At 64.5% G+C, this 23485-nt stretch carries 15 protein-coding genes and 2 riboswitches; of the genes, 7 read left to right on the forward strand and 8 right to left on the reverse strand.

From position 1 onward, the window contains the following. The first annotated feature begins 58 nt into the window (after positions 1-58). Positions 59-859, forward strand: coding sequence for a putative RNA methyltransferase (locus tag HB860_RS14990; protein WP_247627167.1), 801 nt, complete (start codon positions 59-61; stop codon positions 857-859). 91 nt (positions 860-950) lie between these two features. On the opposite strand, the gene HB860_RS14995 is transcribed toward HB860_RS14990, so the two are convergent. From HB860_RS14995 to HB860_RS15020, 6 genes are all read right to left on the reverse strand, one after another. Continuing rightward, the gene (locus HB860_RS14995; protein WP_282101237.1) at positions 951-3317 is read right to left on the reverse strand and encodes a M66 family metalloprotease; all 2367 of its coding nucleotides are present in this window, start codon (positions 3315-3317) and stop codon (positions 951-953) included. A 188-nt stretch (positions 3318-3505) separates the two neighbouring features. Further along, positions 3506-6184, reverse strand: a complete 2679-nt coding sequence (locus HB860_RS15000; RefSeq protein ID WP_247627168.1) for a PKD domain-containing protein — start codon at positions 6182-6184, stop codon at positions 3506-3508. A 376-nt stretch (positions 6185-6560) separates the two neighbouring features. Continuing rightward, positions 6561-6646: riboswitch (cyclic di-GMP riboswitch) on the reverse strand. Between the two features lie 329 nt (positions 6647-6975). Further along, on the reverse strand, positions 6976-9573 hold the full coding sequence (locus HB860_RS15005) for a glycosyl hydrolase family 18 protein (protein WP_247627169.1): 2598 nt from the start codon (positions 9571-9573) through the stop codon (positions 6976-6978). Between the two features lie 111 nt (positions 9574-9684). Beyond that, a riboswitch (cyclic di-GMP riboswitch) is annotated at positions 9685-9771 on the reverse strand. A 202-nt stretch (positions 9772-9973) separates the two neighbouring features. After that, on the reverse strand, positions 9974-13447 hold the full coding sequence (locus tag HB860_RS15010) for a hybrid sensor histidine kinase/response regulator (RefSeq protein WP_247627170.1): 3474 nt from the start codon (positions 13445-13447) through the stop codon (positions 9974-9976). A gap of 82 nt (positions 13448-13529) precedes the next feature. Then, on the reverse strand, positions 13530-14672 hold the full coding sequence (locus tag HB860_RS15015; RefSeq protein WP_247627171.1) for a 3-phenylpropionate MFS transporter: 1143 nt from the start codon (positions 14670-14672) through the stop codon (positions 13530-13532). Positions 14673-14936: 264 nt separating this feature from the next. Continuing rightward, positions 14937-17030, reverse strand: a complete 2094-nt coding sequence (locus HB860_RS15020) for a TonB-dependent hemoglobin/transferrin/lactoferrin family receptor (RefSeq protein ID WP_247627172.1) — start codon at positions 17028-17030, stop codon at positions 14937-14939. A 201-nt stretch (positions 17031-17231) separates the two neighbouring features. On the opposite strand from HB860_RS15020, the gene HB860_RS15025 reads away from it, so the two are divergent. From HB860_RS15025 to HB860_RS15035, 3 genes are read left to right on the forward strand one after another with little or no spacing between them, the layout of a single operon-like run. Then, entirely contained in the window at positions 17232-18206 is a 975-nt protein-coding gene (locus HB860_RS15025; protein WP_247627173.1) for a ChaN family lipoprotein, read from the forward strand. Positions 18207-18231: 25 nt separating this feature from the next. Then, the gene (locus HB860_RS15030) at positions 18232-18786 is read left to right on the forward strand and encodes a cysteine hydrolase family protein (RefSeq protein ID WP_139434982.1); all 555 of its coding nucleotides are present in this window, start codon (positions 18232-18234) and stop codon (positions 18784-18786) included. Between the two features lie 39 nt (positions 18787-18825). Beyond that, complete coding sequence (locus HB860_RS15035; RefSeq protein WP_247627174.1) at positions 18826-19230, forward strand: hypothetical protein; 405 nt, start codon at positions 18826-18828, stop codon at positions 19228-19230. 69 nt (positions 19231-19299) lie between these two features. On the opposite strand, the gene hutZ is transcribed toward HB860_RS15035, so the two are convergent. Both hutZ and hutX read right to left on the reverse strand, forming a co-directional pair. Continuing rightward, positions 19300-19857: a heme utilization protein HutZ gene (hutZ, locus tag HB860_RS15040; RefSeq protein ID WP_005329149.1), complete on the reverse strand. Its 558-nt coding sequence runs from the start codon at positions 19855-19857 to the stop codon at positions 19300-19302. After that, positions 19854-20366, reverse strand: a complete 513-nt coding sequence (gene hutX, locus HB860_RS15045; RefSeq protein ID WP_005329147.1) for a heme utilization cystosolic carrier protein HutX — start codon at positions 20364-20366, stop codon at positions 19854-19856. The genes hutZ and hutX overlap by 4 nt, the downstream gene beginning before the upstream one ends. Positions 20367-20534: 168 nt before the next feature. Here hutX and HB860_RS15050 point away from each other — a divergent pair, with 168 nt between their 5' ends. The 3 genes from HB860_RS15050 to HB860_RS15060 are packed head-to-tail and all read left to right on the forward strand — an operon-like array spanning position 20535 to position 23224. Then, positions 20535-21374 carry a heme/hemin ABC transporter substrate-binding protein gene (locus HB860_RS15050; RefSeq protein ID WP_247627175.1) on the forward strand — a complete coding sequence of 280 codons (840 nt, stop codon included), beginning with the start codon at positions 20535-20537 and terminating at the stop codon, positions 21372-21374. Then, a complete protein-coding gene (locus tag HB860_RS15055) occupies positions 21371-22402 on the forward strand; it encodes a FecCD family ABC transporter permease (protein WP_247627176.1) in 1032 nt (343 codons plus the stop codon). Before HB860_RS15050 ends, HB860_RS15055 begins: the two co-directional genes overlap by 4 nt. Before the next feature lie 15 nt (positions 22403-22417). Then, on the forward strand, positions 22418-23224 hold the full coding sequence (locus HB860_RS15060) for a heme ABC transporter ATP-binding protein (protein WP_247627177.1): 807 nt from the start codon (positions 22418-22420) through the stop codon (positions 23222-23224). Positions 23225-23485: the final 261 nt, after the last annotated feature.

Genomic DNA, 23485 nt, shown 5'->3' on the forward strand with positions numbered 1-23485 from the left:
TGATCTCCTCCCCTATAATCCCGCACGCCCTTCCCCGGCCTCAACCAAGCGAGTGTGTATGCATCTTCAATGTCCCCTGTGCCGCAGCCCCCTGCATCTTCATGAAGCCTCCCGCGGGGTCTATTGCGACAACAAGCACCATTTCGATCCGGCCCCGGAAGGTTATCTGGATCTCATCCCGGGCAAGAAGGATCCCAAGGACAGCGACAGCCGGGCCCTGCTGCGTGCCAAGCGCCGTTTCCTGGAGCAGGGACACCAGCTGCCCCTGGTGGAGGCCATGGCGGCCCTGCTGGCGCCACTCGGCGAGCGCGAGCTGATCCACCTCGGCTGTGGTGAGGGGTACTACTGCCGCGCCCTGGCAGAACGCCTGCCGGGCTGGCAATTTGGCGGCTTCGATCTGGCCAAGAACGCCATCTTCGCCGCCAACAAGGCACAACCCGACGGCCATTTCGTCATCGCCGATCCGGCCAAGGCACCGCTGCTGACCGGCTCCGCCCAGGTGCTGCTGGTCAACGACCTCAAGATCAAGACAGAGCTGCTGGTCAGCCTGCTGACCCCGGGCGGCTACCTGCTCCACCTGCAACCCGGCCCGCGCCACCAGTGGCAGCTGAGGGTCAGCCTCAACCCGGTGAGCATGGAGCACCCCCTCAGCTGGCCAGCCCTGGCCGGGCTAGTCCCCGTTGAGCGGCAACGCTGCCAGTTCTCCATGACCATGGATCAGGCTCTGCGCGCCCATGTGCTGGAAACCAGTCGCCTCGGCTGGCGTGCCGGCGGTGAGCAGCGTCACGCCTTCACCCACCAGGGGCCGGACGAGCTTGAACAGGATCTGCTGTTGAGCCTGTGGCAAAAACCCCTCTGATTTCCATGAAAAAAAGGCCCATACGGGCCTTTTTTTTTGCTTCTTCGCCAATGGCGATGTCCTCTCCCCCGGCAATGAAGGCGCGCCCCCCTTACTCGAGCGGGCGCCCGTTGACGGTGAAGGAGAGATCCACTGCCGGCGCCGAGATGGCCCTCTGAACCTGGGTCCCGGCGGCGCAGATCACGGCGGCGCCCCGTGGCTCGCTGGCCGTGGGCACATTGACATGGAACTTGTTCATCACGCCGGCATTGAGCCGGTGATTGGCCAGCCGGAAGTGCAGCAAGCCCTCCCGGGTCTCCACCTGCAGCTGGCAATCCCCCGCCCCGATCCGCTCGCCGTCATCCCCATAGCCGAAGCCGTAAGCACCGTGCAGGGCCGGATAGAGGTAGCTCGGCAACAGCCCGCGAGGATCGTAATAGCCCACCAGGGTCGTCACCGGCACCCCGAATACCTGCGGCTTGCGTGCCGCCCGAGTATCCACCACAGGTCCTTCGTGCCAGCGGCTGCCGTCCGAGGTGTAGCTCTTCTTGAAACCACGGGAGACGGTGATCTGCTGGCCGTTGATGAAGAGGATGCTGTTGTAGCCGGCACCGTGCTCCACGGTCAGAATGCGCCCCGCATTCCCGGCTCCGGCAGGGGGCGCCTGGATGTTGCGCGTCCAGTTGCCGTCCCACATGGCTACCTTGACCAGATCATACTCCGCCAGCAGGGCCGCCAGCGTCGCCTCGCCCAGATCCTTGATGGGCGCATTTATCTGCTCCAGCTGCTCCACCCTGTGCTGGTAGGGCACCATGGTGGCGGTGGCGGCATCCCACTTGCTGAATCCGGTCGGGGAAGCGGCATCGAACACCGCCTTGCTCTCGAGGAAGCGCTGGATGATGGCGGCCGAGTTCGGGGTGTAGAGGGTGAAGCGGTTGAAGCCGGAGAAGGGCGAGCCACCCGCCATGGCATCGAAACCGAACGGGTGGCCCTCGAAAGGCGCCTGGCACTGACCGTCGAGACAGGCGCTCTGGCCGCTGCGGGCGGCGCCGAAGTTGGGAATGAAGCGATTGCGATCCCCGTCCCAGCCCCAGCTCGAATTGACCGCCTCGGCGCTGCGGTGCACCGAGCCCTGGAAGCCGCCGACATAGTGGCCGAGACCATAGTTGTGGCCCACCTCGTGGCTGAACTCGTTGCCAAGGGAGCTGTCGAGGGTGACGATGCCGCCCCCGCCCGACCCGCCGTGCACCTGGATGCCGTTGGCGTACTTGCCACGGCTGTTATGGGCCGCCAGCTGGGCCACCACATAGGGATGGCTGCTCTCCCCCTCGCCGGCCGTGCTGTTGATGCCATAGTTCGCATTGTCTATCCCGTGGGAGATCAGCTCCTTGCCGATGCGCTGGCGCATGGTGCCCTCGTGCCAGCCCCCCTGGCCGGGATCGAAGTCGGTGAGCAGGGTACCGTTTGGCAGCATCACCTCCGGCAGCGACAGGGGAGCATACTGGCTGACGATCAGCCGGCTGGTCGGCACCGTCTGGAAGTACTCGCGATGGGCTTCGGGATCCCTGGCGAAGGCAAACTGATCCCGGGGGGTGGTCAGCATGCCAAGATCTATGGTGTGGATAAGCAGCTCGCTCGGGGCACCGATGGCGAGATCCGTGAGCTCGCCGCCGAGGCTTCCCTGATTGAACTGCAGACTCAGGCCTGGCCGGATCCACTCCGCCGGCAGCACCACGCTCCAGGCGTCGGTCGCATAGCGGATGCCGTTGTTCTCGAGCTCCCCGTCACGGATCCACTGACCCCCGACGAACTTGAACTGCAGGGTCTGACCGCGGGAGAGCGTCACCTGGCGGCCGCTGTAGCGCACCGTCGAGTTGTAACCGGCATTGGAACTCGCACGCACCATCTTGCCTTCCAGTGCGGCCCCCTCCGGCAGATAGATATCCCTGACCCATCGGCCATCGGCGGTCTTCACCTCCACCAGGGCATGCTGTCCCAGGCGATCCCGCAGCAAGCTCGCCGTGGCATCATCCAGCCGGGCCAGCTCGGCACTGCTGCTGATGACATTGATGGTTCCCGCCGCCGGGGTGAAGTCGACCCCCTCTTCCGGCGAACCATCGAGGTAATAAGCCGTCTTCGGCAGCTGCTCGGGCGGGTTGAGGCTAAGCGTCCCGAGGGTCTGCCCGGCGCCATCTCGCGCCGTCACCGTCATGGGCACGCCGGTCTCGGCTTGCAGCGGCCTGACCAGCAGCAGGCTCTTGCGCAGGGCGGTCAGCCTGGGCTGGCTGTCCCCTTCGGCGACATGGGCTGGCAGGATCTGGCTCTGGGCGAATTGAACCTGCGCCGCCAGGGATCCTTGCAGATCGTTGGTCGGTGGCTGGGTATTGAAGGGCAAGGAGGTGGGTGCCTGAACGGCAGCCAACAGGGGGCCGCTCGCCAGAGCGGCCATGATGAGGCTGGCTAACTGTGTTTTTGTCATTGTTATGGTTCTCGTTGTGGTGGGCATGTCCACATGCCCTGTTGCAGGAATCATTACAAAATGGGCGTCGGGGGCCAGGTACTACCACCCGACCTGAGCCTCGGTTCTGGTTGCCGCACAGCGGCATCACCGCAGGCTGAAACAGGAATGGAAAAAGGAATGGGGCCCCGGGGCCCCCTTCCTGATGGTCATAGGTTGCAGCTGGCGGCCCCCTGATCCAGCCAGACATCGTGCTTGCCGGGCTCGTTGCCCTTGGTCCAGTAGCGGGCCTGCCACTTGCGTCCCTTGTGGTTGGCGAGCTCACCGGCGCTGTAGGCCACGGCGGCATGCCAGCCGAGCTGTACCTGGCTCACCAGCTTCCACTGATCCGCCGTCTGGCTCGGCTCGTTGCCCTGGTTCCAGTACCTGGCCTGCCAGACCAGCTGGTGGTGGCTCACTTTGGTATCGGTGTTGTAGACGGTGCTGGCGCTCCAGGCCGGCCAGTAGGCCGCGTCCGGATCGGTGGCACTGCATTCACCACCGCTTGCCGGGGTGACGGTGAGCCGGGTCTGGCCCTGGGCATTCTGGGCGCCATCGGTCACGGTGACAGTCAGATCGTAATCCGTGCTGGCCACCACGTTGGGGCCTGTCACCACCAGGGTCTTGCTGCTCTGGCCGCTGGCGGTCAGGCCGGCCGGCACCGTCCACTGGTAGCTGAGCGCATCCCCATCGGGGTCGGTGGCGCTGGCGGTGAAGCTCACCTGCATGCCCGACGGCACCGAGGCGGGAGCCAGCGCGGTCAGCACGGGTGGCTGGTTGGGCGGTGGTGCCTGGTGGGTCACCACCACGCGGTCCACGCCTGCCAACCCCTGCTCATCGGTGACGGTGAGCTCGAACGTCAGCTGGGTATCCTGGGCGACCGTGCCCAGACTCAGCCTGGCTCGTGCCTGCTCCGCATCCCTCAGGGAAGCCTGCGGACCGCCGACCTGGCGCCATTGGTAGCGCAGGGCACCGTTCTCCGGATCCCGGGAATCGGCACCGTCGAGCACCAGCTCGGCCGGGCCAGTGGTACGCATATCGCCACCGGCATTGGCCAGGGGGGGCTGGTTGGTAGCTGGCGGAGGCGACTCAGGCTCGCCACTCGCCTCGCTGACCCCCGCATCACCGGCCGCTATTCTGGCCTCAAGGGTCTGGTGCATGGTGCGCCACTGGGGGGCGAAGAAGACCCCTTCCTTGCGGCCGACATACATGAGGTTGCCGCTGCCGTTGGTGTCTGTGTTACTCATGTGCCACAGACCCAGGTTGTGGCCCAGCTCATGTGCCAGGGTCATCGCCTGGCCAAACTCGGTGGCGTTGCCAGGGCAGGCCGCGCGGTGTCCTTCGCGGGGCGGTGCGTCCAGTGCCCCCATGCCGGTGGAAGAGCCGCCGCCCGAACCGGAGCAAGCCCGCGCTGGATCCTTGTAGGCGCGGAGTACATAGAGGTTGGAGAAAACCTGTTCCCGATCCGGGATCCAACCCTCATCGAAGGGGGCCTCCCGCTCAGCGCGATCCGCCTCGTAGGACTCGCCATCGCCATCCTTGTCCCACTCGTGCACCAACACCCCGTTGTCCACCCACTTCAGGCTGAGGTTGTAGGGGGCGTAGCGGCGGGCTATCTCGTTCTGGATCAGGGCACCGTCATCCCACAGGTGAGTCTTGGTCTCGCCGGGGAAGGCGATGTAGCTGTAGGAGAGGCTCAGCTCCTTGGGCACAGTGACTATCAGGCGAACGAGATCCACCAGCTCGCCGCCGGCACGGATCTCCAGGTTGGTCTCCCCCTGGGCGAGGCCGGAGAGCACCAGCCGATCCTGACCTTGCGCCGGTAGTACCTGGAGAGTCGCCAATGCCGGGTCGGCGATGGCATAACTGAGCGTCTCGCCACCGGCCAGCTTGCGGACATGGAGCACCTCCTCGCCCCCTGCGCTGCTCAGCAGCTTCTCCTTGAGCGGGCGGCTCAGGCCGGGATCGTAGGCCAGCTTGTTAGCGGGGTCCGGCAGTACCTGGGCATAGGGATAGAGTGACTGGCGCTGTTCTCCCTCGGCTACCAGCCAGAGCTGGCCTGCCTCGTTCTTGCGAAACCCTTGTTGGTCGGCCCCTGCCAGATAGCGCAGAGTGAAGCTGTAGTCCCGCGCCTTCTTTATGGTGACTGGGGTGGCTGGGATCATGCGACCACCGCTGAAAGTGGCGGCGCCGTCATAGACGACTATGTCATCCTCATTGTCGATCACCAGAATGGCGAACTGGCGGTTGTTGCCGCCCCAGTGACCCTCTTGCAGCCGGAAGGCGGTGAGAGTGAGCTCGTCGCCGATGAGAGGCAGCTCCCCGGCCTCGACACGAAAGTCGCGGCTCAGGGATCCGCCGATGGGCAGGTAGAGGTTGGTCTGGACGACGGTGCCCTCATCCCATAGCTCGCCAAAAGGGATGGCCCGCGCCGGGATCCCCTCGGCCGGATCGTAGACTGTCACCGGCAGCGAGAAGGTGACGGTGCTGCCGACCCAGCCCTTGAAGCCATCCACGTCAGGCAGGCCATCGTCCTTGACCTGGTACTGGGCCACATAGCTGCCCGGTACCTGGGTATTGACCCCGCTCACCTGAGTGAGGCGGGCTGTGATGTCCCCATCCTCCACGTCCCAGGCCGTCAGCAAGGGGGCAAAGGTCGCGCCGAGCGGCAACTGCTGGGCAAAGTTGTTGACCATGCCCTCCTGACTGTAAATCCTGGGCTCACTGTTGTCCTTGCGAAACTCCCCGGTGGTACTGCTCTGCTGGGCCAGCGTCTGCGGCACCGCCCCTGCGGCCAGCAGGGCGAGCATGCCCCCCTGCATCGCCAGATTTACCTTGTTTTTTTTCATCTGCATTCCGTGATGTCCCTATTTTTGGCGCCTGCGTCGGTGGCAGGCACATCGTTGTTATTGAGTTGACATGAGCACAGGGTTCGACCCTCTTCTCCTGCCGCCACTGACGGCGCTCACCCTGAGCGGCAGGGCGTGAGCGGGCGGGTTGAGCCCGGTGATGGCGAAGTTGGTTTCACCCCAGCCTAGGCGGGGTTTGCCTGGCGCGGTGACACGAAGGGGGAAGGCAAGCAGGGAGCCAACCAGACAGGTCGGCAGTAAGAAGGGGTGGACTTTGCATGGCGAATAATCCTTTTTCGTTATTAGTCAATACGATAAGGACGACGTAACCAGCAGATGGTGCAAGATCTCCCCTTGGCAGAGGATCGATACGACCTGTGGCGGCCCCGCTGTCCTAGATCATGGATCCTTAGACCGGAAGCTTTGCGTCCCGGCCTTTCAACCGGTTTGCCCTTATACACAAATTAATCAGTAGTGCGCCGCGATTATTCTCCATAGCCGCAGTCACTGCAAATGGCAGAGCGGGATCCTGACTTGGTGTTCTATCAGGAAATATCCCTGAAGGCAGGGTTAAGCTCGGCGTGAGAGCGGATGTCAACCATCCAACTCACTCCATTGAAAGCGTTTTCAAGATGAAAATATTTTTTTCAACTTCGGGTGAAATGATTAATTCCCTAGCAAAGACTGGCGCCGATGGCCATGGCTGGCGGTTTATCCGCCCCAGGCCGAGGTCAGCCCGCAAAGCGCCACAGGAAAAAGGAGTGGGGCCAAGGCCCCACTCCTTATGACCATCAGTTGCAGCTGGCAGCCCCCTGATCCACCCAGACGGCGGCCTTGCCGGGCTCATCGCCCTTGGTCCAGTACTGGGCCTTCCACTTGCGACCGTTGTGGTTGGTGAGATCACCGGCGTTGTAGGCCACTGAGGCATTCCAGCCGAGCTGCACCTGGCTCACCAGCTTCCACTGATCGGCGCTCTGGCTTGGCTCGTTGCCCTGGGTCCAGTACTTGGCCTGCCACACCAGCTGGTTGTGGCTCACCTTGTCATTGGTGTTGTAGACGGTGCTGGCACTCCAGGCTGGCCAGTTGGCCGCATCCGGATCGGTTGCCTCACAGCCGCCACCTGTACTGGCTGGCTTGACGGTCAGGCGGGTGCCGGCACTGGCATCCAGCGCCCCGTCGGTCACCACCAGACTCAGGTCATAGACAGTGTCGCTGGTGACGTTCGGGCCCGTGACCACCAGGGTCGCGCTGTCCTGACCGGTGGCGGTGAGCCCCGCTGGCAGGCTCCACTGGTAGCTCAGGGCATCACCGTTCGGATCGGACGCCGTGGCCTTGATGGTCACCTGCTTGCCGGACTCGACGGTGGCACTGGCCGGTACGCTGACCACGGGGGGCAGGTTCGGCTGCGGCGCCTTGTTGGTCACCACCACCTGATCCTTGGCACTGAGGTTGTGATCGTCGGTCACAGTCAGCTCGAACACCAGATTGATGTCGGTAGTGGCGGCGTCCAGCACCACCCGGGCCTTGGCCTGGGTGGCATCCAGCAGGCTGGCCTGGGGCCCGGAGACCTGCTTCCAGCTGTAGGTCAGCGCGCCGCTTTCCGGATCGTGGGAGGCGCTGCCGTTGAGGGTCACCTCGGCCGGGCCTGTGACGCTCAGATCGCTGCCGGCATTGGCCACCGGCGGCTTGTTGACCGGCGGCAGACTACCCTCGCCGTGGCCCAGTCCCTCGTGCATGGCGTTGAGGATGTCGCCGTTGTCCGCGTCTATCTCCCAGGCGAACAAGCCGCCGAGCTGGTTCGCCAGCACGTACTGCCCCTTGGCCTTGACCGAGCGATCGTTGTCGAAGCTGATGAGATCGCCGCTGCTGGCCTTGAACACATAGGGGGCCTCGGCCGACTCGTCATAGCCCTGCTCCCAGCCTGCGCCCATGCGGTTGTTGACGATGTCGCGATAATCCACCACGCCGTTTTCCCAGGTGCCGCTGACCGGCCCGGTCGCGGTGCCGGTGAAGGGATTGCCGGCCTGGTAGTTCTTCACCCCGGTCCAGCCACGGCCATACATGGCCGCCCCCACCACTATCTTGCCCGGTGTCACCCCCTGACCCAGCAGCGCCTTGACGCCCTTGTCGGTGGTGTACTTGGTGGCCGGATCCCAGCTTGAGGCAAAGAGGTTGGTCTGGTGGGCCAGATTCTGCAGGTCGAAGGCGCCGCTGAAGTCGTAGCTCATCAGGAAGATGTGGTCCATGTACTGCTGGGCAGCCTGATAATCGACCTTGGCAATCTTGTCACCGCCGGCGCTGATGGCCGAGGTGAGCTCATACTGGCGGCCGGTCTCGGCTTCCAGCTCGTCGAGCATGGCGCGCAGCTCCTGCATCAGCACCACATAGGTGGCACCATCGTTCGGACCGCCCAGGCTGGGGTTGGCACCCTGGCCACCCGGGAACTCCCAGTCGATGTCCACCCCGTCGAAGAATTTCCAGGTCTGCAGGAACTCCTTGACCGAGGCGACGAAGGTGTCGCGCTTGCTCTTGTCCCCCAGGAAGTAGAAGGGGTCGGAAAGGGTCCAGCCCCCGACCGACGGCAGTATCTTGAGGTCAGGATGGGCCTGCTTGAGGGCCATCAGGTTGCCGAAGTTGCCCTTGTAGGGTTCATCCCAGGCACTGAGGTTGCCCTGGGACATCTGGATCGCCGCCCAGGGATCGTGGATGGAGACCTTGAAGTCCTCACGACCGGCACAGGAGCGCTGCAGCGCCTCGAAGCTGCCGGAGATCTCTTTGAGGCTGTCGTTGATGCCGTTGCCGCCACAGATGGGGGTGAAGCCGTAGAGAATGTGGGTCAGGTTCTGGGCCGGGATCTTGTCCACGGTGAACTTGCGACCGTAGACACCCCACTCCACGTAATAAGCCCCCACCACCTTGCCGGACTTGTTGGCGTAGGGCTTGTTGTTCTCCTTGAGCGGCGCATTGAGCGGCGCCAGGTGGCTGCCGTCGGTATCGGCGACCATCAGCTCCTTCTTGTCGGAGAGGGTGCAGCCGTCGGCGTTGCACAGGGCCACCTGCATCTGGTAGCGGCCCCCCTTGGTCACCTTGAAGTTGGCGGTACCCGCGGCGGAAGCGGGGCCTGACCACACCTCCTGGCCATCGAGCAGCACCTTGGCGGTCTGACCGACGTCACCGGACCAGAGGTTCCAGGTCACGCTGACCGGGGCGCCATCCTTGTGGACTGTCACCAGCTGGTTGTAGGCCGAGGCGGATTGATTGACTTCGACGATGGCGAACTTGGTGGGGCCCGAGCCTATGGTGGGTTTGCCCGGGGCAGCGGCGAAGGCGGAGGTAGCACAGAATCCCCCGACCAGGAGCGCCAGCAGGGAAAGTTTTGGACTTAACATATTTGAACTTCCTTATTTCGTTATTGGAATTAACAACGAAAAAGGCAACGCAACCTGCCAGGTAACGCAGACATCATCGCCACCATGGCTTGGCCCATGGACGATACAACCTGTGGTGACCCCGCTATCCTAGGTACTTTGACCCTTAGACCGGAGGCTTTGCGTCCCGGACTTTCGTCCGGTTTGCCTTTTTGCACAACTTGATTTGCGACAAAAATAATCGCCGAATGACTATAGGAGGGAGTCGGAGGCGGCGCTACCTAGTAAAAATGACAGCGAATAGGACTCATTTTCCAGATTGTTCGCGAACATGCCGGCAAGCTGGCGCCAACATCGGTGATGCTGGCGCCTGATGACAGCTCCCGAACTTGCCAAACAATGCTTGATTGTGTGAAGGCTGTCACTGTATTGGCAGCAGCAGGCTGTTCATCAGCGCCCGCAGCTTGAGGGGTTTGACCGGCTTGCTGACGTAGCCAAAGCCGTGCTCGCGGATCTGGGTCTGCAGCTCGCTCTTGCGATCCGCGCTGATGATGATGCCGCCTATGTCGTTGCCATGGGCCAGCCGGATCATGTGCAGCGCCTGCAGCCCGGTCTTGCCGTCATCCAGGTGGTAGTCGGAGAGCACCAGCCGGGGCAGGAAACCGGCCCCTATGATCTCCTCTGCCTGCTCCAGGCTCTGGGCGCAGCGCACCTCGCAGCCCCAGCGTCCCAGCAGGGAGGCCATGGCGATGAGGATGTCCTCCTCGTTGTCGATGCAGAGCACCCGGATCCCTTCGAGCTGGCTGTCCCGCACCACGGGGGCCGCCAGCTGGCTCGGCGTCACCGGCCGGGTCGCGAGGTTGAGGGTGATGGAAAACACAGACCCCGCCCCGGGCCAGCTGCGCAGGGAGAGCTGATGTCCCAGCACCTGGGAGATGCCGCGGGCGATGGCGAGCCCGAGGCCAAGTCCCTGCTCCCTGGCGGTGCGGGAGTGATCGAGGCGGGAGAACTCGTCGAAGATCGCCTCCTGCTTGTCCAGCGGAATGCCGGGGCCATTGTCCCACACCTCGACGCGCACCTTGTCCCCCAGGCGGCGGCAGCCGAGCAGCACCCGGCCGCCCGGGTTGTAACGGAACGCATTGGTGAGGAAGTTCTGCAACACCCGGCGCAGCAGGCGCACGTCGCTGTAGACCGCGAGGCGGCTCTCCACCACGGAGAACTGGATCTCTCCCGCCTGGGCCAGCACCCCGAACTCCGCCTTGAGGTTGCCCAGCACGTCGCTCAGGGCGAAATCGAGCTTCTTCGCCTTGAACTTGCCCGCCTCGAGGCGCGAGATGTCCAGCAGATCCGTGATGAGATCCTCGGTCGCCCCTAGGGCATCGTCGATGTGGCGGGCGATGCGGACCTGCTCCGCCGCCTGCTCCCCTCCCTGCGGCAGCATCTCCAGCAGGGAGGAGGTAAACAGCTTGGCCGCGTTCAGCGGCTGGGTCAGATCGTGGCTCACCGCCGCCAGGAAGCGGCTCTTGGAGTGGTTCGCCCGCTCCACCTGCTGGTTCACCAGCAGCAGCTGGCGGTTGAGCTCGGAGAGTTCGTGGGTACGCTCGGCCACCCTCGCCTCCAGGTGCTCGTTCGCTTCCCGCAGCACCCGCTCCGCCGCCCGGAAGGGGGTGATGTCGGTGAAGGTCATCACGAAGCCCCCCGCCGGCATGGGATTGCCCTGCATCTCTATCACCCGGCCGTCCGGTCGCTCCCGCGCCGAGACATGGGGGCTGCCCCGCTTCATGAAGGCGACCCGGCGCGCCACCTGGGCCTCTATGTCCCCTGGGCCGCAGAGCCCCTGCCCGGCGTTGTAGCGGATGATCTCCTCGATGGATCGCCCCACCTGGATGAGCCCGTGCGGATAGTGGAACAGCTCTATGTAGCGCCGGTTCCAGGCCACCAGCTTGAGCTCCCTGTCCACCACAGAGATCCCCTGCCCCATGTGCTCTATGGCACCCTGCAGCAGGCCGCGGTTGAAGCGGAACACGTCCGAGGCCTCGTCCACTATGGTGGCTATCTCCTCGAGCTGCATGTTGCGCCCCTGCAGGGCAGAGGCCAGCACCAGCCGGGCGGACGAGGTGCCAAATACCCCCGCCAGCAACCGCTCGGTGTGGGCAATCAGATCGGCCGACGCCTGCATCTGGGGCGCCAGGGTGCCGCCGCGCTCGCCGGCGAAGCGGCCGAAGGCGCGCTTGACCCGGCTCGAGCCGACGAAGCGGGCCGCCAGCATCTCCAGCTCCTTGACCGAGACCCGCGCCTGGTAGAGCGCCGTGGTATCCCGGCTCGGCTTGCCGACGAAGTTGGCGGCCTGCAGCCGCTCGCTCACCGCCGCCCGCGACAGCAGGGATCCCGCCACGTAGCCGAGCAGGTTGAGCAACAGGCTCAGGAAGATGCACCAGGCCCCCAGGCTCAGCTCGCGAAAGGCGGGCCAGTCGGGGGGGGCCAGCAGCGCCTCCAGCGGCGAGCCCGCCAGCAGGCCGCTCTCGGCCAGCAGGGTCACGAACCAGAGGCTGACCCCGAGGGCGAGCCCGAGATAGACCCCCTTGCGGTTGCCGTGCCGCCAGTAGAGGCCGAGCAGCAGGGCCGGGGCGAACTGGGCCACGGCGCCGAACGACAGGTAGCCGATGCGCGACAGGCTGGTGAGATCCCCGAGCCAGAGATAGAGCACCCAGGCCGCCAGCAGGATCAGCAGTATGGCGCCCCGGCGCACCTGCAGCAGCAGCCGCATCAGCCGCTCATCCCGCCCCTGCTGCCAGAAGCGGCGCAGCAGCACCGGCAGCACCAGATCGTTGCTGACCATGATGGCCAGGGCTATGGTGCAGACGATCACCATGCCGGTGGCCGCCGAGGTGCCGCCAAGAAACGCCAGCATCGCCATGCCGTCGAAGCCCAGCGACATGGGCAGGCTGATGACATAGGTGTCCGAGGCCATGTCGGCCCCCACCCACTGCTTGCCCGCCAGCGCCAGCGGCCAGATGAAGAGCCCCATCAGGAACAGGTAGAGCGGGAACAGCCAGCGCGCCCAGTGCAGATCCTGGCCCTGGTTGTTCTCCACCACAGTCACGTGGAACTGGCGCGGCAGGCAGATGACGGCGCACATGGCCACCAGGGTATAGATGGCGAGCTCCAGCAGGCTGCCCGGCGACACCGCCACCACCGCATCGAGAAAGTCCCCGGCCACCAGGGTGCGGGCCTCGCTCGGCCTAGCGATGATGAGCCAGAGCGCGAAGCCCCCCACCGCCATGAAGGCGAGCAGCTTGACCACGGACTCGAAGGCGATGGCGACCACCATGCCGCGGTGGTGCTCGGTGGCGTCCAGGTTGCGGGTGCCGAACAGTATGCTGAACAGGGCCAGCAACAGGGCGACGCCGAGGGCCAGCTCGGCCGTGTTGCCCGTGGGCCCCGCCGGCACCGAGTTGGCCATCAGCAGATCCAGCCCGGTGACGATGGCCTTGAGCTGCAGCACCAGGTAGGGAAGTATCCCCATGACGGCGATCAGGCTGATCACCATGGCCAGACGCTGGGACTTGCCATAGCGGGCGGCGATGAAGTCGGCGATGGAGGTGATGTGCTCGCGCTTGGCCACCAGGATGAGGCGGGCCAGCAGGCGCCAGCCAAACAGGAACACCAGCATGGGGCCAAGATAGATGGGCACAGGCGACCAGGGGGATTCGCTCGCCTGCCCCACTGTGCCGAAGAAGGTCCAGGAGGTGCAATAGACGGCGAGCGACAGGCTGTAGAGCAGGGGCTGGCCCTTGAGCCGACGGCGCTTGCTCTTGTCCGCCACATAGGCGATGAGGAACAGCAAGCCCAGATAGGCGAGCGACAACCCGATCAGCAGCCATCCTTGGTGCATCTACATTCTTCCCTTGTTCAGATGTGTTGAGCGCCGCGCCGGCTCAGCGTGCCGACGGGCAACCGTCATTGAGTGTGCCCGCTCAGGCGGCGGCGCCCTCATGCTCCCCGCGCAGCCGCAGGACGAAGACCGGCAGCACCACCAGCACCATGATGAAGAAGATGCCCCCACCGAGCGGCTCGAACAGCACACCGCAGATCGCCATCAGGGCCGCCACCGTCATGCCGAGGCCGAGCGCCGCATAGAGCGCCTGGGTGGGGATCTGCTGCTCGGCGGGCAGCTGGCGGGTCATGAAGCGCACGGCGCCGAGGTGGCTGATGCAGAAGGTGACCCCGTGCAGCAGCTGACCCAGCACCAGCACCGCCAGCTCGGTAGAGGCGCCGAGCAACACCCAGCGCACCACGCAGCCGACGGCCCCCACCAGAAACAGGGTCTGGGCCCCGAAGCGGTGAAAGAAGCGCTTGTCCGCGGCAAACATGGCGATCTCCGCCACCACCCCCAGGGCCCACAGGTAGCCGATCAGGGTGCCGCTGTAACCCGCCCCCTTCCAGTACATGGCGCTGAAGCCGTAGTAGGCGGCATGGCTGCCCTGTAGCAGGGCGGTAATGAGCAGGAAGCGGCGCACCGGCGCTGACTTGAGGGTGACGAGCAGGGAAGCCCGGGCCCGCTCCCCCTTGAGCTCCTGGGGCTGCGGCCGCAGCGGCAGCGCGCTCAGCGCCAGCATGGCCAGCAGTCCCGCCACCATGGTGTGCAGCACCCAGTCGCTGCCGAAGTTGCTCACCAGAGCCCCCACCAGGGTGGAGGCGGCGATAAAGGCGAAGGAGCCGCACAGCCTCACCTTGCCATAGTCGAGGTGCGTCTGCACCACCATGCGGGTGGCGAGCGCCTCCCCCATGGGCATCAGGGTCGGGTAGATGAAGTTCGCCACCAGGGTCAGCAGCACCAGCCACCAGAGGCTGTGGCTGAGGTAGAAGCCCAGAAACGCCAGCAGGCTCAGCAGGCAGAGCAGCCGGGTGACGGGCAACAACTGACCGGCCCCCTTGACCCGTCCCATCACCATCAGGTTGCCGGCAAAACGGATGGCCATGCCGACCCCCAGCAGCAAGCCTATCTGCTCGGCGCTCACCCCTATGCCCTCGAGCCACAGGGACCAGAACGGCAGATAGGCGCCGTAGACGAAGTAGAAGGCGCCAAAGAACAGGGCTAACCAGGAGAAGGCGGGCATAGGGGCTCGGCAGCGGGACAAGGGGCACAAATGATAACCGATTTTGGCGCGGGGATCCCCAGGGGCAAGGGGGAGATAAAAACGATAAATATCAATAAAGTTGAACCTTTGTCACATCCCCCTGTCTATCTGGATAACACCGCTTCCTGATGAGTGTTGCAATCCTTACACCCGCCCCTGGCGGGTTTCTTTTTGGGGCCGGTTTGGGCCGCCAGACGCAGAGAAGGGGCCCAAGGGCCCCTTCATCATCGTCACTGGCAAGTATCAGAACACGTACTTGACCCTTGCGCTCAGGTTGCGACCCGGCTCGGTCTGGTTGCTGGTGTCCGAGCTGGCGGCAAGGCCCGTGATGCTCTCGTAGCTCACGTACTCCTTGTCAAACAGGTTGAAGACGCCGACGTTGAGCTGCAGATCCTGCATCGGCTTGAACTGGGCGTAGATATCCACCACGCCCCAGCCGGCGCTCTTGATGTTGTCGTTACCTCTGGCGTCCTTGCCCACCTTGTCCATGTCGTCGGCGAAGCGCAGGGCGGTGTTGATGTTCCAGTTCGGCTGCTCCAGACGCACCCCAAGGCTGCCGTTGAACGGGCTCAGGCTGTTGATGTAGTTGCCGTCGCCGTCCTTGCCCTCGATGTAGGCCAGGTTGCCCCAGACGTTCACCAGCTCGTTCAGCCAGTAGTCCGCCTTGACCTCGGCCCCCTTGGTGGTCGCCTTGTCCAGGTTCTGGTACTGATAGATGGCGGTGCGCCCTTCGGTCCCCACGGCGGTCAGCTCGATGAAGTCGTCAAACTGGTTGTAGAAGGTCGCCACCTCGTAGCTGAAGCCGCCGCTGCTGCCGCGCACCCCGAGATCGATGCCGTCGCTGCTCTCGGGCTTGAGGTTAGGGTTCGGCTCGATGCGATAGCCGTAGGCCTGGTGGTTCAGGGTGGAGAAGGCGTTGTCATACATGGGCGCCTTGAAGCCGTGGCTGTACTGGGCGAACAGGTTGGCCGCCTCGTGTGCCTTGAACACCAGCCCCAGCTTGGGAGAGAACTCCCCTTCGGAGATCTTCTGCATGTTCTCGCCGGTGTAGGCGGGATCCTCGTCCGGGGTCATCTTGTAGTAGTCGTAACGGGCACCCGGGGTCAGCACCCAGCGCTCGCCAAACTTGATCTCGTCGAAGGCCCAGAGCGCGCTGCGCTCGCTGGTAGTGGACGGGAAGCTCAGCTCGCTGTAACCGACGAAGTCGCCCGGTACGGTCGGCGCCTTGAAACGGGTACGCTCGTTGTCGGTGTGCTCATACTCCACACCCCAGGCAAGGCGCTGGCTGGCGAGCGCCTTGCTGAACTTCACCTGGGCCCCCAGACTCTCCTGCTCGAAGCCGTTGTGATCCAGGGAGTTCTTGGTCACATAGGGGTTGCGCGGGTTGACCGGATACTTGGAGGAGGCGTACTGATCCAGGGTCTGCTTGGTGCGGGTGTAGTAAATCTTGCTGTCCACCCGATCCGCCCAGGGGGCGTTCAGGGCCAGGCCGTGATCCAGCACCAGGGAGAGGTTGTCGGTGTCTTTATCGGTGATCGGCTGATTGAAGACGGAGCCCGCCTTGGTCAGATCGATGGCATCCGGATCCTGCCCCTCGGTGAAGTAGTCGACCGTCAGCTTCAGGAACTGATCATCGGAGAGGTTCCACTTGCTCTTGAGCAGCACCGCCTGGCTGACGATGTCGAACTCGTCCTTGTCGCTGTCGTAGTTCTGGGTCACCCCGCCGTCGCGCCAGGTGTAGCGCAACAGGTTTTCGAACTCGCCGCTGCGCAGCGCTCCCGTGATGCCGGCCATCTTCTGGTGGCTGCTGGAGGCATAGCCGGTAGTCGCGTCCAGGTAGCTGTCCTTCCCCTTGAGGAAGTCGCCGGCATCCTTGGTGGTGATGGCGATGACGCCCCCCAGGGCATCGGAGCCGTAGGCCGCGGACGCCGGCCCCTTGGCCACTTCCACCTGCTTGATCATGTCGGTGTCGAAGTAGGTCTGGCCCACACCGCCATTCTTGTAGGCGTCGTTCTGGCGCACCCCGTCCTGCACCACCTTGACCCGGTTCTCGCTCATGCCGCGAATGGTGAAGGTCTGGGCATCCCCCGCCCCCCCCTGCACGCTCACACCCGGCTCATAACGGAACAGATCGGCGACATTGCTGACGACCTGCTCTTCGATCTGCTCCGAGGTGATGACGGCGATGGGGCCGGAGACGTCTTCCAGCTTCTGCTCCATGCGGGAGCCGCTGACGACCATGACTTCATCCGTTTTCTTGTCTGCGGCGAAAGCAGGGGATACCAGCCCGGCCGCCACGGCGAGGGCAATCAGAGAGGGGGTGTTGTTGTGCGCCACTGCAAAGTCCTTATTGAGAATCATTATCAACCGAACGGCATCTTACCCAGCTCGCGACAAAGATCAATAATAAAGTGAATCATTCTCATTTTCTTTTGCTTCTGAACGGTTTTACACTAGCGCCTCTTTTTTCCTGCTCGCCATGCTGCCATCGTATGGTGCTGTACCTTTGCCAATCTCTGCCTTTGTGAGTGAGATGCCATGACTCGACGACTCCCCCTGCTCGCCCTGCCCCTGCTGCTGGCCGCCTGTGCCACCCCGCCGCAGAGCCAGCCTCCCCAGACCCTCTATCACTACCAGCTTGGCGAGGGGACGGACGACAGGCCCCTCAGCCTCGCCCAGGCGGTGGACAAGGTCAGGGATGCCGACATAGTGCTGGTGGGCGAGCTTCACAGCCACCCTGCCGTGCACCTGTTGCAGGCAAACCTGCTGGCAGAGCTTGCCGGCATGTCGCGCGTCGATGGCCGGGCCCTGGTGCTCTCCATGGAGCAGTTCACCCGCGCCGATCAACCGGTGCTGGATGCCTACCTGGCCGGGCGCATCGGCGAATCCACGCTGATCCGCGAGGGCCATGCCTGGCCCAACTACCCGAGCGACTACCGCCCCCTGGTGGAATTTGCCAAGGCGCAGCAGCTGACGGTGATCGCCGCCAATGCCCCCAAGCCGCTGGTGAGCTGTGTCGGTCAGGAGGGCCCCGAGTGGCTCGACAAGCTGCCTGCCAGCCGCCGCAGCCAGCTCGCCCGCGAGCTCACCCTGGGGGAAGATCCCTATCGTCAGAAGTTCATGGCCTCCATGCATCATGGGGATGCGGACGGCAATGCCCGCCGATTTGCCGCCCAGACCAGCTGGGACGACACCATGGCCGAGAGCATGGTCGATTATCTCGAGCAGCATCCCGGCCGGCGCATCATGCACATCGCCGGCAACTTCCACGTGGAGGGGGGACTGGGTATCGCGAGCCGCATCGCCAGCCGCAATCCGGCGCTGAGAGTCGCCCTGGTGGTGCCTGAGACTGGCTCCCAGGATGGCAAGGCCGCCCCCGGACGGAGTGCCGACGTGCGGGTGCACATAGCCCCCCTGCCGGAACGCTGGCTAAATGCAGCGGAAATGAAGCAAGATATGGGCGCGCTGCATCAATCCCGCAGCCGTGACTGCAGCCAGTGGCTGCAACCCTAATCTTCCAGGATACGGCGGGTAAAATATGGACGTGTTATTGATCATCGATGTGCAGCAAGGGGTCATGAAAGCGACCCATCACCAACAGCCACAGGTACTGGCCAACATCAACCGGGCCGCGGCCCACGTCAGACAGCATCATGGCCGGGTCATCTACATCCAGCATGACGAGCTGCCAGGGGGCGAGCTGGAGCCCGGTACCCCGGGCTGGCAACTGCACCCGGCCCTGCAACCCGCCAAGGGGGATAGCCGGGTACGCAAGACGGCGTGCGACAGCTTCCTCGAGACCGAGCTGGCCTTCCTGTTGGCCGAGCAGTCCGTCGACCGGCTGATCCTCTGTGGCAGCAACACCGATTTTTGCGTCGATACCACGGTACGCAGCGCCGCGGCCCATGGCTTTGAGGTGCTGGTGTTGCAGGATGGTCACACCACAGCCGATCGTCCCCACCTGAGCGCCGAGCAGATCATCGAGCACCACAACTGGATGTGGCAGCGTCTGGACCTGCCCGAGGGCAGACGCATAACCCTGCTCACCACGGATCAGCTGCTCGAGGCGGCTCAACCCGCGCTGGCGTGCTAATCTGCCTGCCTTGAAGTGATCACCTGATTGGAGTCTTGCGTGCGTCTATTCTCTGCCGTTGCCCTTGTGCTGTTGTTACCGGCGATCACGGCCTGCTCCGGAATGCCGGGCACCACGCCCGACGGCCCGGCCCCCCTGTTTCATACCAACATCAACGAAGAGGGGAGCAAGCGCTTCACCTTCGAAGCCGCGCCCCTCGACGTCCTGCCGAGTCGGTTGCAGGAGGATGACAGCCGGCTGAGCCGCAACAGCAAGAGCCTGCTGGAGCGCCGCGAGGCCCTGCAGGACGAGCAACTGACCGAGACGCTGACGGCGCGCAACTATTGCCGCACCGGCTACATAGTCCTCAGCCAGACCTCCTGGAAGATCCGGGGGGAGTGCAACGAGACCGCCACCCAGGCCGATCGCGACGCCTTCCCCAACAAGGCCTCCTGGCAGGAGTGATCCCGATTGGGGACAGGTAACAAAACGGGCAGCCCAGGCTGCCCGTTTTTCATCTCATGACCTCGCGCCTCAGACAGGTGCGTCCGTCTCGCTGGTCAATTCGGCGCCGTTGTCGACGCGCTTGTGTCCTTCCACCAGATGGACGAAGTCCACCAGCTCGTCACCCGAGACCCGGAACGCCTGGCCGAAGCCCTTGACGAACAGTCCCTGCTCGGGCTTGAGGCGAAACAGCACGAAGTCCTTGAGGTTGGAGAGCCCTTTGACGATGTCGCCGAAACGCCCTTCCAGCGCAGCTATCGCCTTGCCCCAGCGCTCGTCATCCCGCGCCACCACCTCGGCCACCGCGTCAAAGGTGAGTCGCTTGCGGGCGAACAGTTCGCGGGCGCCGGTTTCGTCCTCGATCAGCATCAGGGAGACCTTGGGCACCTGTTGCAGGTTGCGGGCATGGCGGGCTATCTCGGAGATCAGCACATAGTAGCCATCTTCCTGCAGCACGAAGGGGGCGTAGCTGGCATTGGGGTTGCCTTCGCCATCCACGGTCGCAAGCTGCAGGGTACGGCAACCGTCACGAAATTCGCGGATCTCCGGTTGCAGACGGTTCTGCAGACGCTCCTGACGTTCACTCATGCTTTCACTTCCTCTTGATACTGGTGGCGCAGGGCCTTGAAACGCTCCACCTGGTCAGGCAGCAGCTGACGCTGCTCGTCACGGCCCAGGTAGATCTTGAAAATGCAGCGACCGCTGTGGCCGAAGAACTGGAAGGAGTGCCCCTCCTTGCCCATGAACAGCTTGCTGACCAGGGCAATGCCGACCACGTTGTCGAGCTTGAGGTGGCCGTGCATCTCGCCGTCCCGACCCATCAGGTTATAGTAGCCACGGGCCGTCTTGCCCTTGGGGAAGGGGGCCTTCACCTCGAAGATGGAGCCGTCGGACTCCACAATGGTGGTCACCTGACCCCAACTGGCCAGATCCGCCAGCAGGGCTTCGGCCTGATCGCTCGGCACCAGCGTCATCAGCTCGGCGGGCAGGTGGCGCACCACCTCCCACTCGCTGACGGCCAGCTCGGTGGCGATGCTGGAAGGATGGGCGCTGGGATCTTGTTCCAGCAGCGCATGAATGCGTTGTGCAATGCTCATCGGTTCTCCCTGGATGATCTGGCGATGGTACTCGGTCTCGCGGCGGATACTGTAATAAAGCGGCCCCCTTAACGCAATTGATAATCGCTTTCATTATCAGTGCATTTTTTTCACGAGCTTGATATTCTCGGCGGCAATCCCACTCTCATACACCCTTCGGAGGTTCGCATGGGCCGTCGTTTTGCCCTCGCACTCAGCCTGCTCGGCTGTTCAGCCCTTTCTCTGCCTGCTGTCGCGCAGGAACGTATCGTCAGCATAGGCCCGGCCACCACAGAGCTCATTATGGCTCTGGGGGGCGAGCAGAGCCTGATTGCCACCGACGTCAGCAGCCCTGAACCCAAGGGGCTGCCGAGAGTCGGCTACCACCGCGCCCTGGCTGCCGAAGGGATATTGAGCCTGGCCCCGACCCGACTGGTCGGCAGCGACGAGATGGGGCCGCCACCGGCTCTGGAACAGCTGCGCCGGGCCGGCGTCGAGGTGACAGTGCTGCCGACGGCACCCACCCTGGCCAACCTCAACGAGCGGATCGACGCCCTGGCCGGCTTGCTGGGCAATCAGGCCGCCGGCACCAGGCTGAAGGCCGAGATCGCCGTCCAGAGCGACAAGCTGGCGGCCCAGGCGAAACAGAACAAACCCCTCAGGGTCGCCTTCCTGCTGCTGCACAAGGGCCAGCCCACCAGCATAGCCGGCGGCAATACCACCGCCAGCGCCCTGGTGACCCTGGCCGGCGGCGTCAACCCGGTCGCCCGCTTGCACGACTACAAGCCCGTCTCCACCGAATCCCTGATCGAACTGCAGCCGGATCTGGTGCTGGTGAGCGGTCGTGACTGGCAGCAATACCAGAGCGTCGACAGCGTGCTGGCCCAGGTGCCGGCCCTGGCCGCCACGCCGGCAGGCAAGAACAGGGCCATCCACGCCATCGACGGTCACGCCCTGCAAGGGGGGCTCAGCCTGAGATCCTTGCAGCAGGCCAACCAGATAGCCCAGTGGATCAAGCAGGGTTCATGATGCGTCTGCCGCTGCCCTGGCTGCTCGCGCTCACCGGCTGCACGCTCGCCCTGCTGCTGGTCGGCTCCCTCGCCACCGGCCCCATGTCGCTCTCCTTCGGCGAGAGTCTGCAGGCGCTGTTCGCCGGCAAAGAGAGCGGGATAGAAGCACACAAGCTGCTGATAGTGCAGGAGATCCGCCTGCCACGCACCCTGCTGTGCATCGCCGTGGGGGGCATTCTCGGCCTCTGCGGCGCCGTGATGCAGGGGCTGTTTCGCAACCCCCTGGCCGACCCCGGCATCATAGGGGTCTCCGGCGGTGCGGCGCTCGGGGCCGCCCTGGCCATAGTGCTGCTGGCCCCCCTCGGCCAGCAGTTGCAGAGCCTGCTGGGCCTCGGTCTGCTGCCCCTGCTCGCCTTCCTCGGCGGGGCGCTCACCACCACCCTTGTCTATTTGCTGGGCACCCGTGAGGGGGGCACCTCGGTCACCGTCATGCTGCTGGCGGGCGTCGCCATCACGGCGCTGTCTGGGGCCGTGATCGGGCTCCTCACCTACCTCGCTGACGATCAGATGCTGCGCAACCTGAGCCTGTGGCAGATGGGCTCCCTGGCCGCCGGCAAGCCGGTGGATGTGGGGCTGGCGCTGCTGACCCTGGTCGCCCTGCTGTGGCTCTTCATGCGCGATGCCAACCCCCTCAACGCCCTGCTGCTGGGCGAAGGTGAGGCCCGTCATCTGGGGGTCAATGTGCAATGCCTCAAGCGGCGCCTAATCCTGCTCACTGCCGCCGGGGTCGGTGTGGCGGTGGCGGTGGCCGGCATGATCGGCTTCGTCGGCCTGGTGGTGCCGCACCTGGTGCGGCTGCTGGCCGGGCCCAATCACGTCAGGCTGCTGCCGCTCAGCGCCCTGCTCGGCGCCGCCCTGCTGCTGGGGGCCGACATGCTGGCCCGCACCCTGCTGGCACCGGCCGAGATGCCGGTGGGCATCATCACCGCCCTGCTGGGTGCCCCCTTCTTCATCTGGCTCTTGGTCAAGAGTCGCCGGACGCTGTAACAGGAGAACGCCACCTTGCCCGGATCCCCCTCCCCCCTGCTCGCCTGCCGCGCTCTCAACCTCACCCGGGGCAATCGCCTCATCCTGGACAACCTGGATCTCGACCTGCATGGGGGCAGCCTGACCGCCCTGCTCGGCCCGAACGGGGCGGGCAAGAGCTCGCTGCTCAAGTGCCTGACCGGCGAGCTGGCCTATGACGGCAACATCTCCCTGTTCGGTCGCAAGCGGCAAGAGTGGGCCGGCGATGCCCTGGCCCACCGAGTCGGAGTGCTGCCCCAGAGCTCGTCCCTGAGCTTCCCCTTCCTGTGCGAGGAGGTGGTGGCCATGGGGCGGCTGCCCCACAGCGAACCCGTCAGCCGCCGCGACCAGATAGTGCGGGCCGCCATGACCCATGCCGGCGTCGAGCACCTGGCCGGCCGCCTCTATCCCGGCCTCTCCGGCGGAGAGCGCCAGCGGGTGCAGTTCGCCCGGGTACTGGCCCAGATCTGGCAGGAGCCGTCACCGGAACGGCTGTCCGATCCCGAACAGCCGCGACTGCTGCTGCTCGACGAGCCCACCTCGGCCCTCGATCTCAAGTACCAGCATCAGCTGCTCACCATGGCCCGCGCCCTGGCCGCCCGCAATACCGCCGTGCTGGTGGTGCTGCACGACCTCAACCTGGCGGCGCGCTACGCCGACCGGCTGGTGATGCTGGAGCAGGGCAGGCTGATGGCGGACGGCTCCCCGGCAGAGGTGCTGACCCCCGAACTGATCGCCCGCCTCTACGATTACCCCGCCCAGGTGATCCATCACCCAGAGACGGGACAGCCCATGGTGGTGTGATAACGAGCTCATCGCCCTTCCTTTCTACGACTACCCCGCCCAGGTGATCCACCACCCCGAGACGGGACAGCCTATGGTGGTGCGATCACGGGCGCATCGTCCTTCGTATCCACGACTACCCCGTCCAAGCCATCCATCACCCCGAGACGGGACAGCCTATGGTGGTGTGATATCGGTGGTGGTGCGATCACGGGAGCATCGTCCTTCGTATCCACGCCTACCCCGTCCAAGCCATCCATCACCCCGACACAAGGCAACCCA

Origin of the sequence: Aeromonas genomosp. paramedia (genome assembly GCF_023093515.1) — a bacterium.
Lineage (GTDB): Bacteria > Pseudomonadota > Gammaproteobacteria > Enterobacterales > Aeromonadaceae > Aeromonas.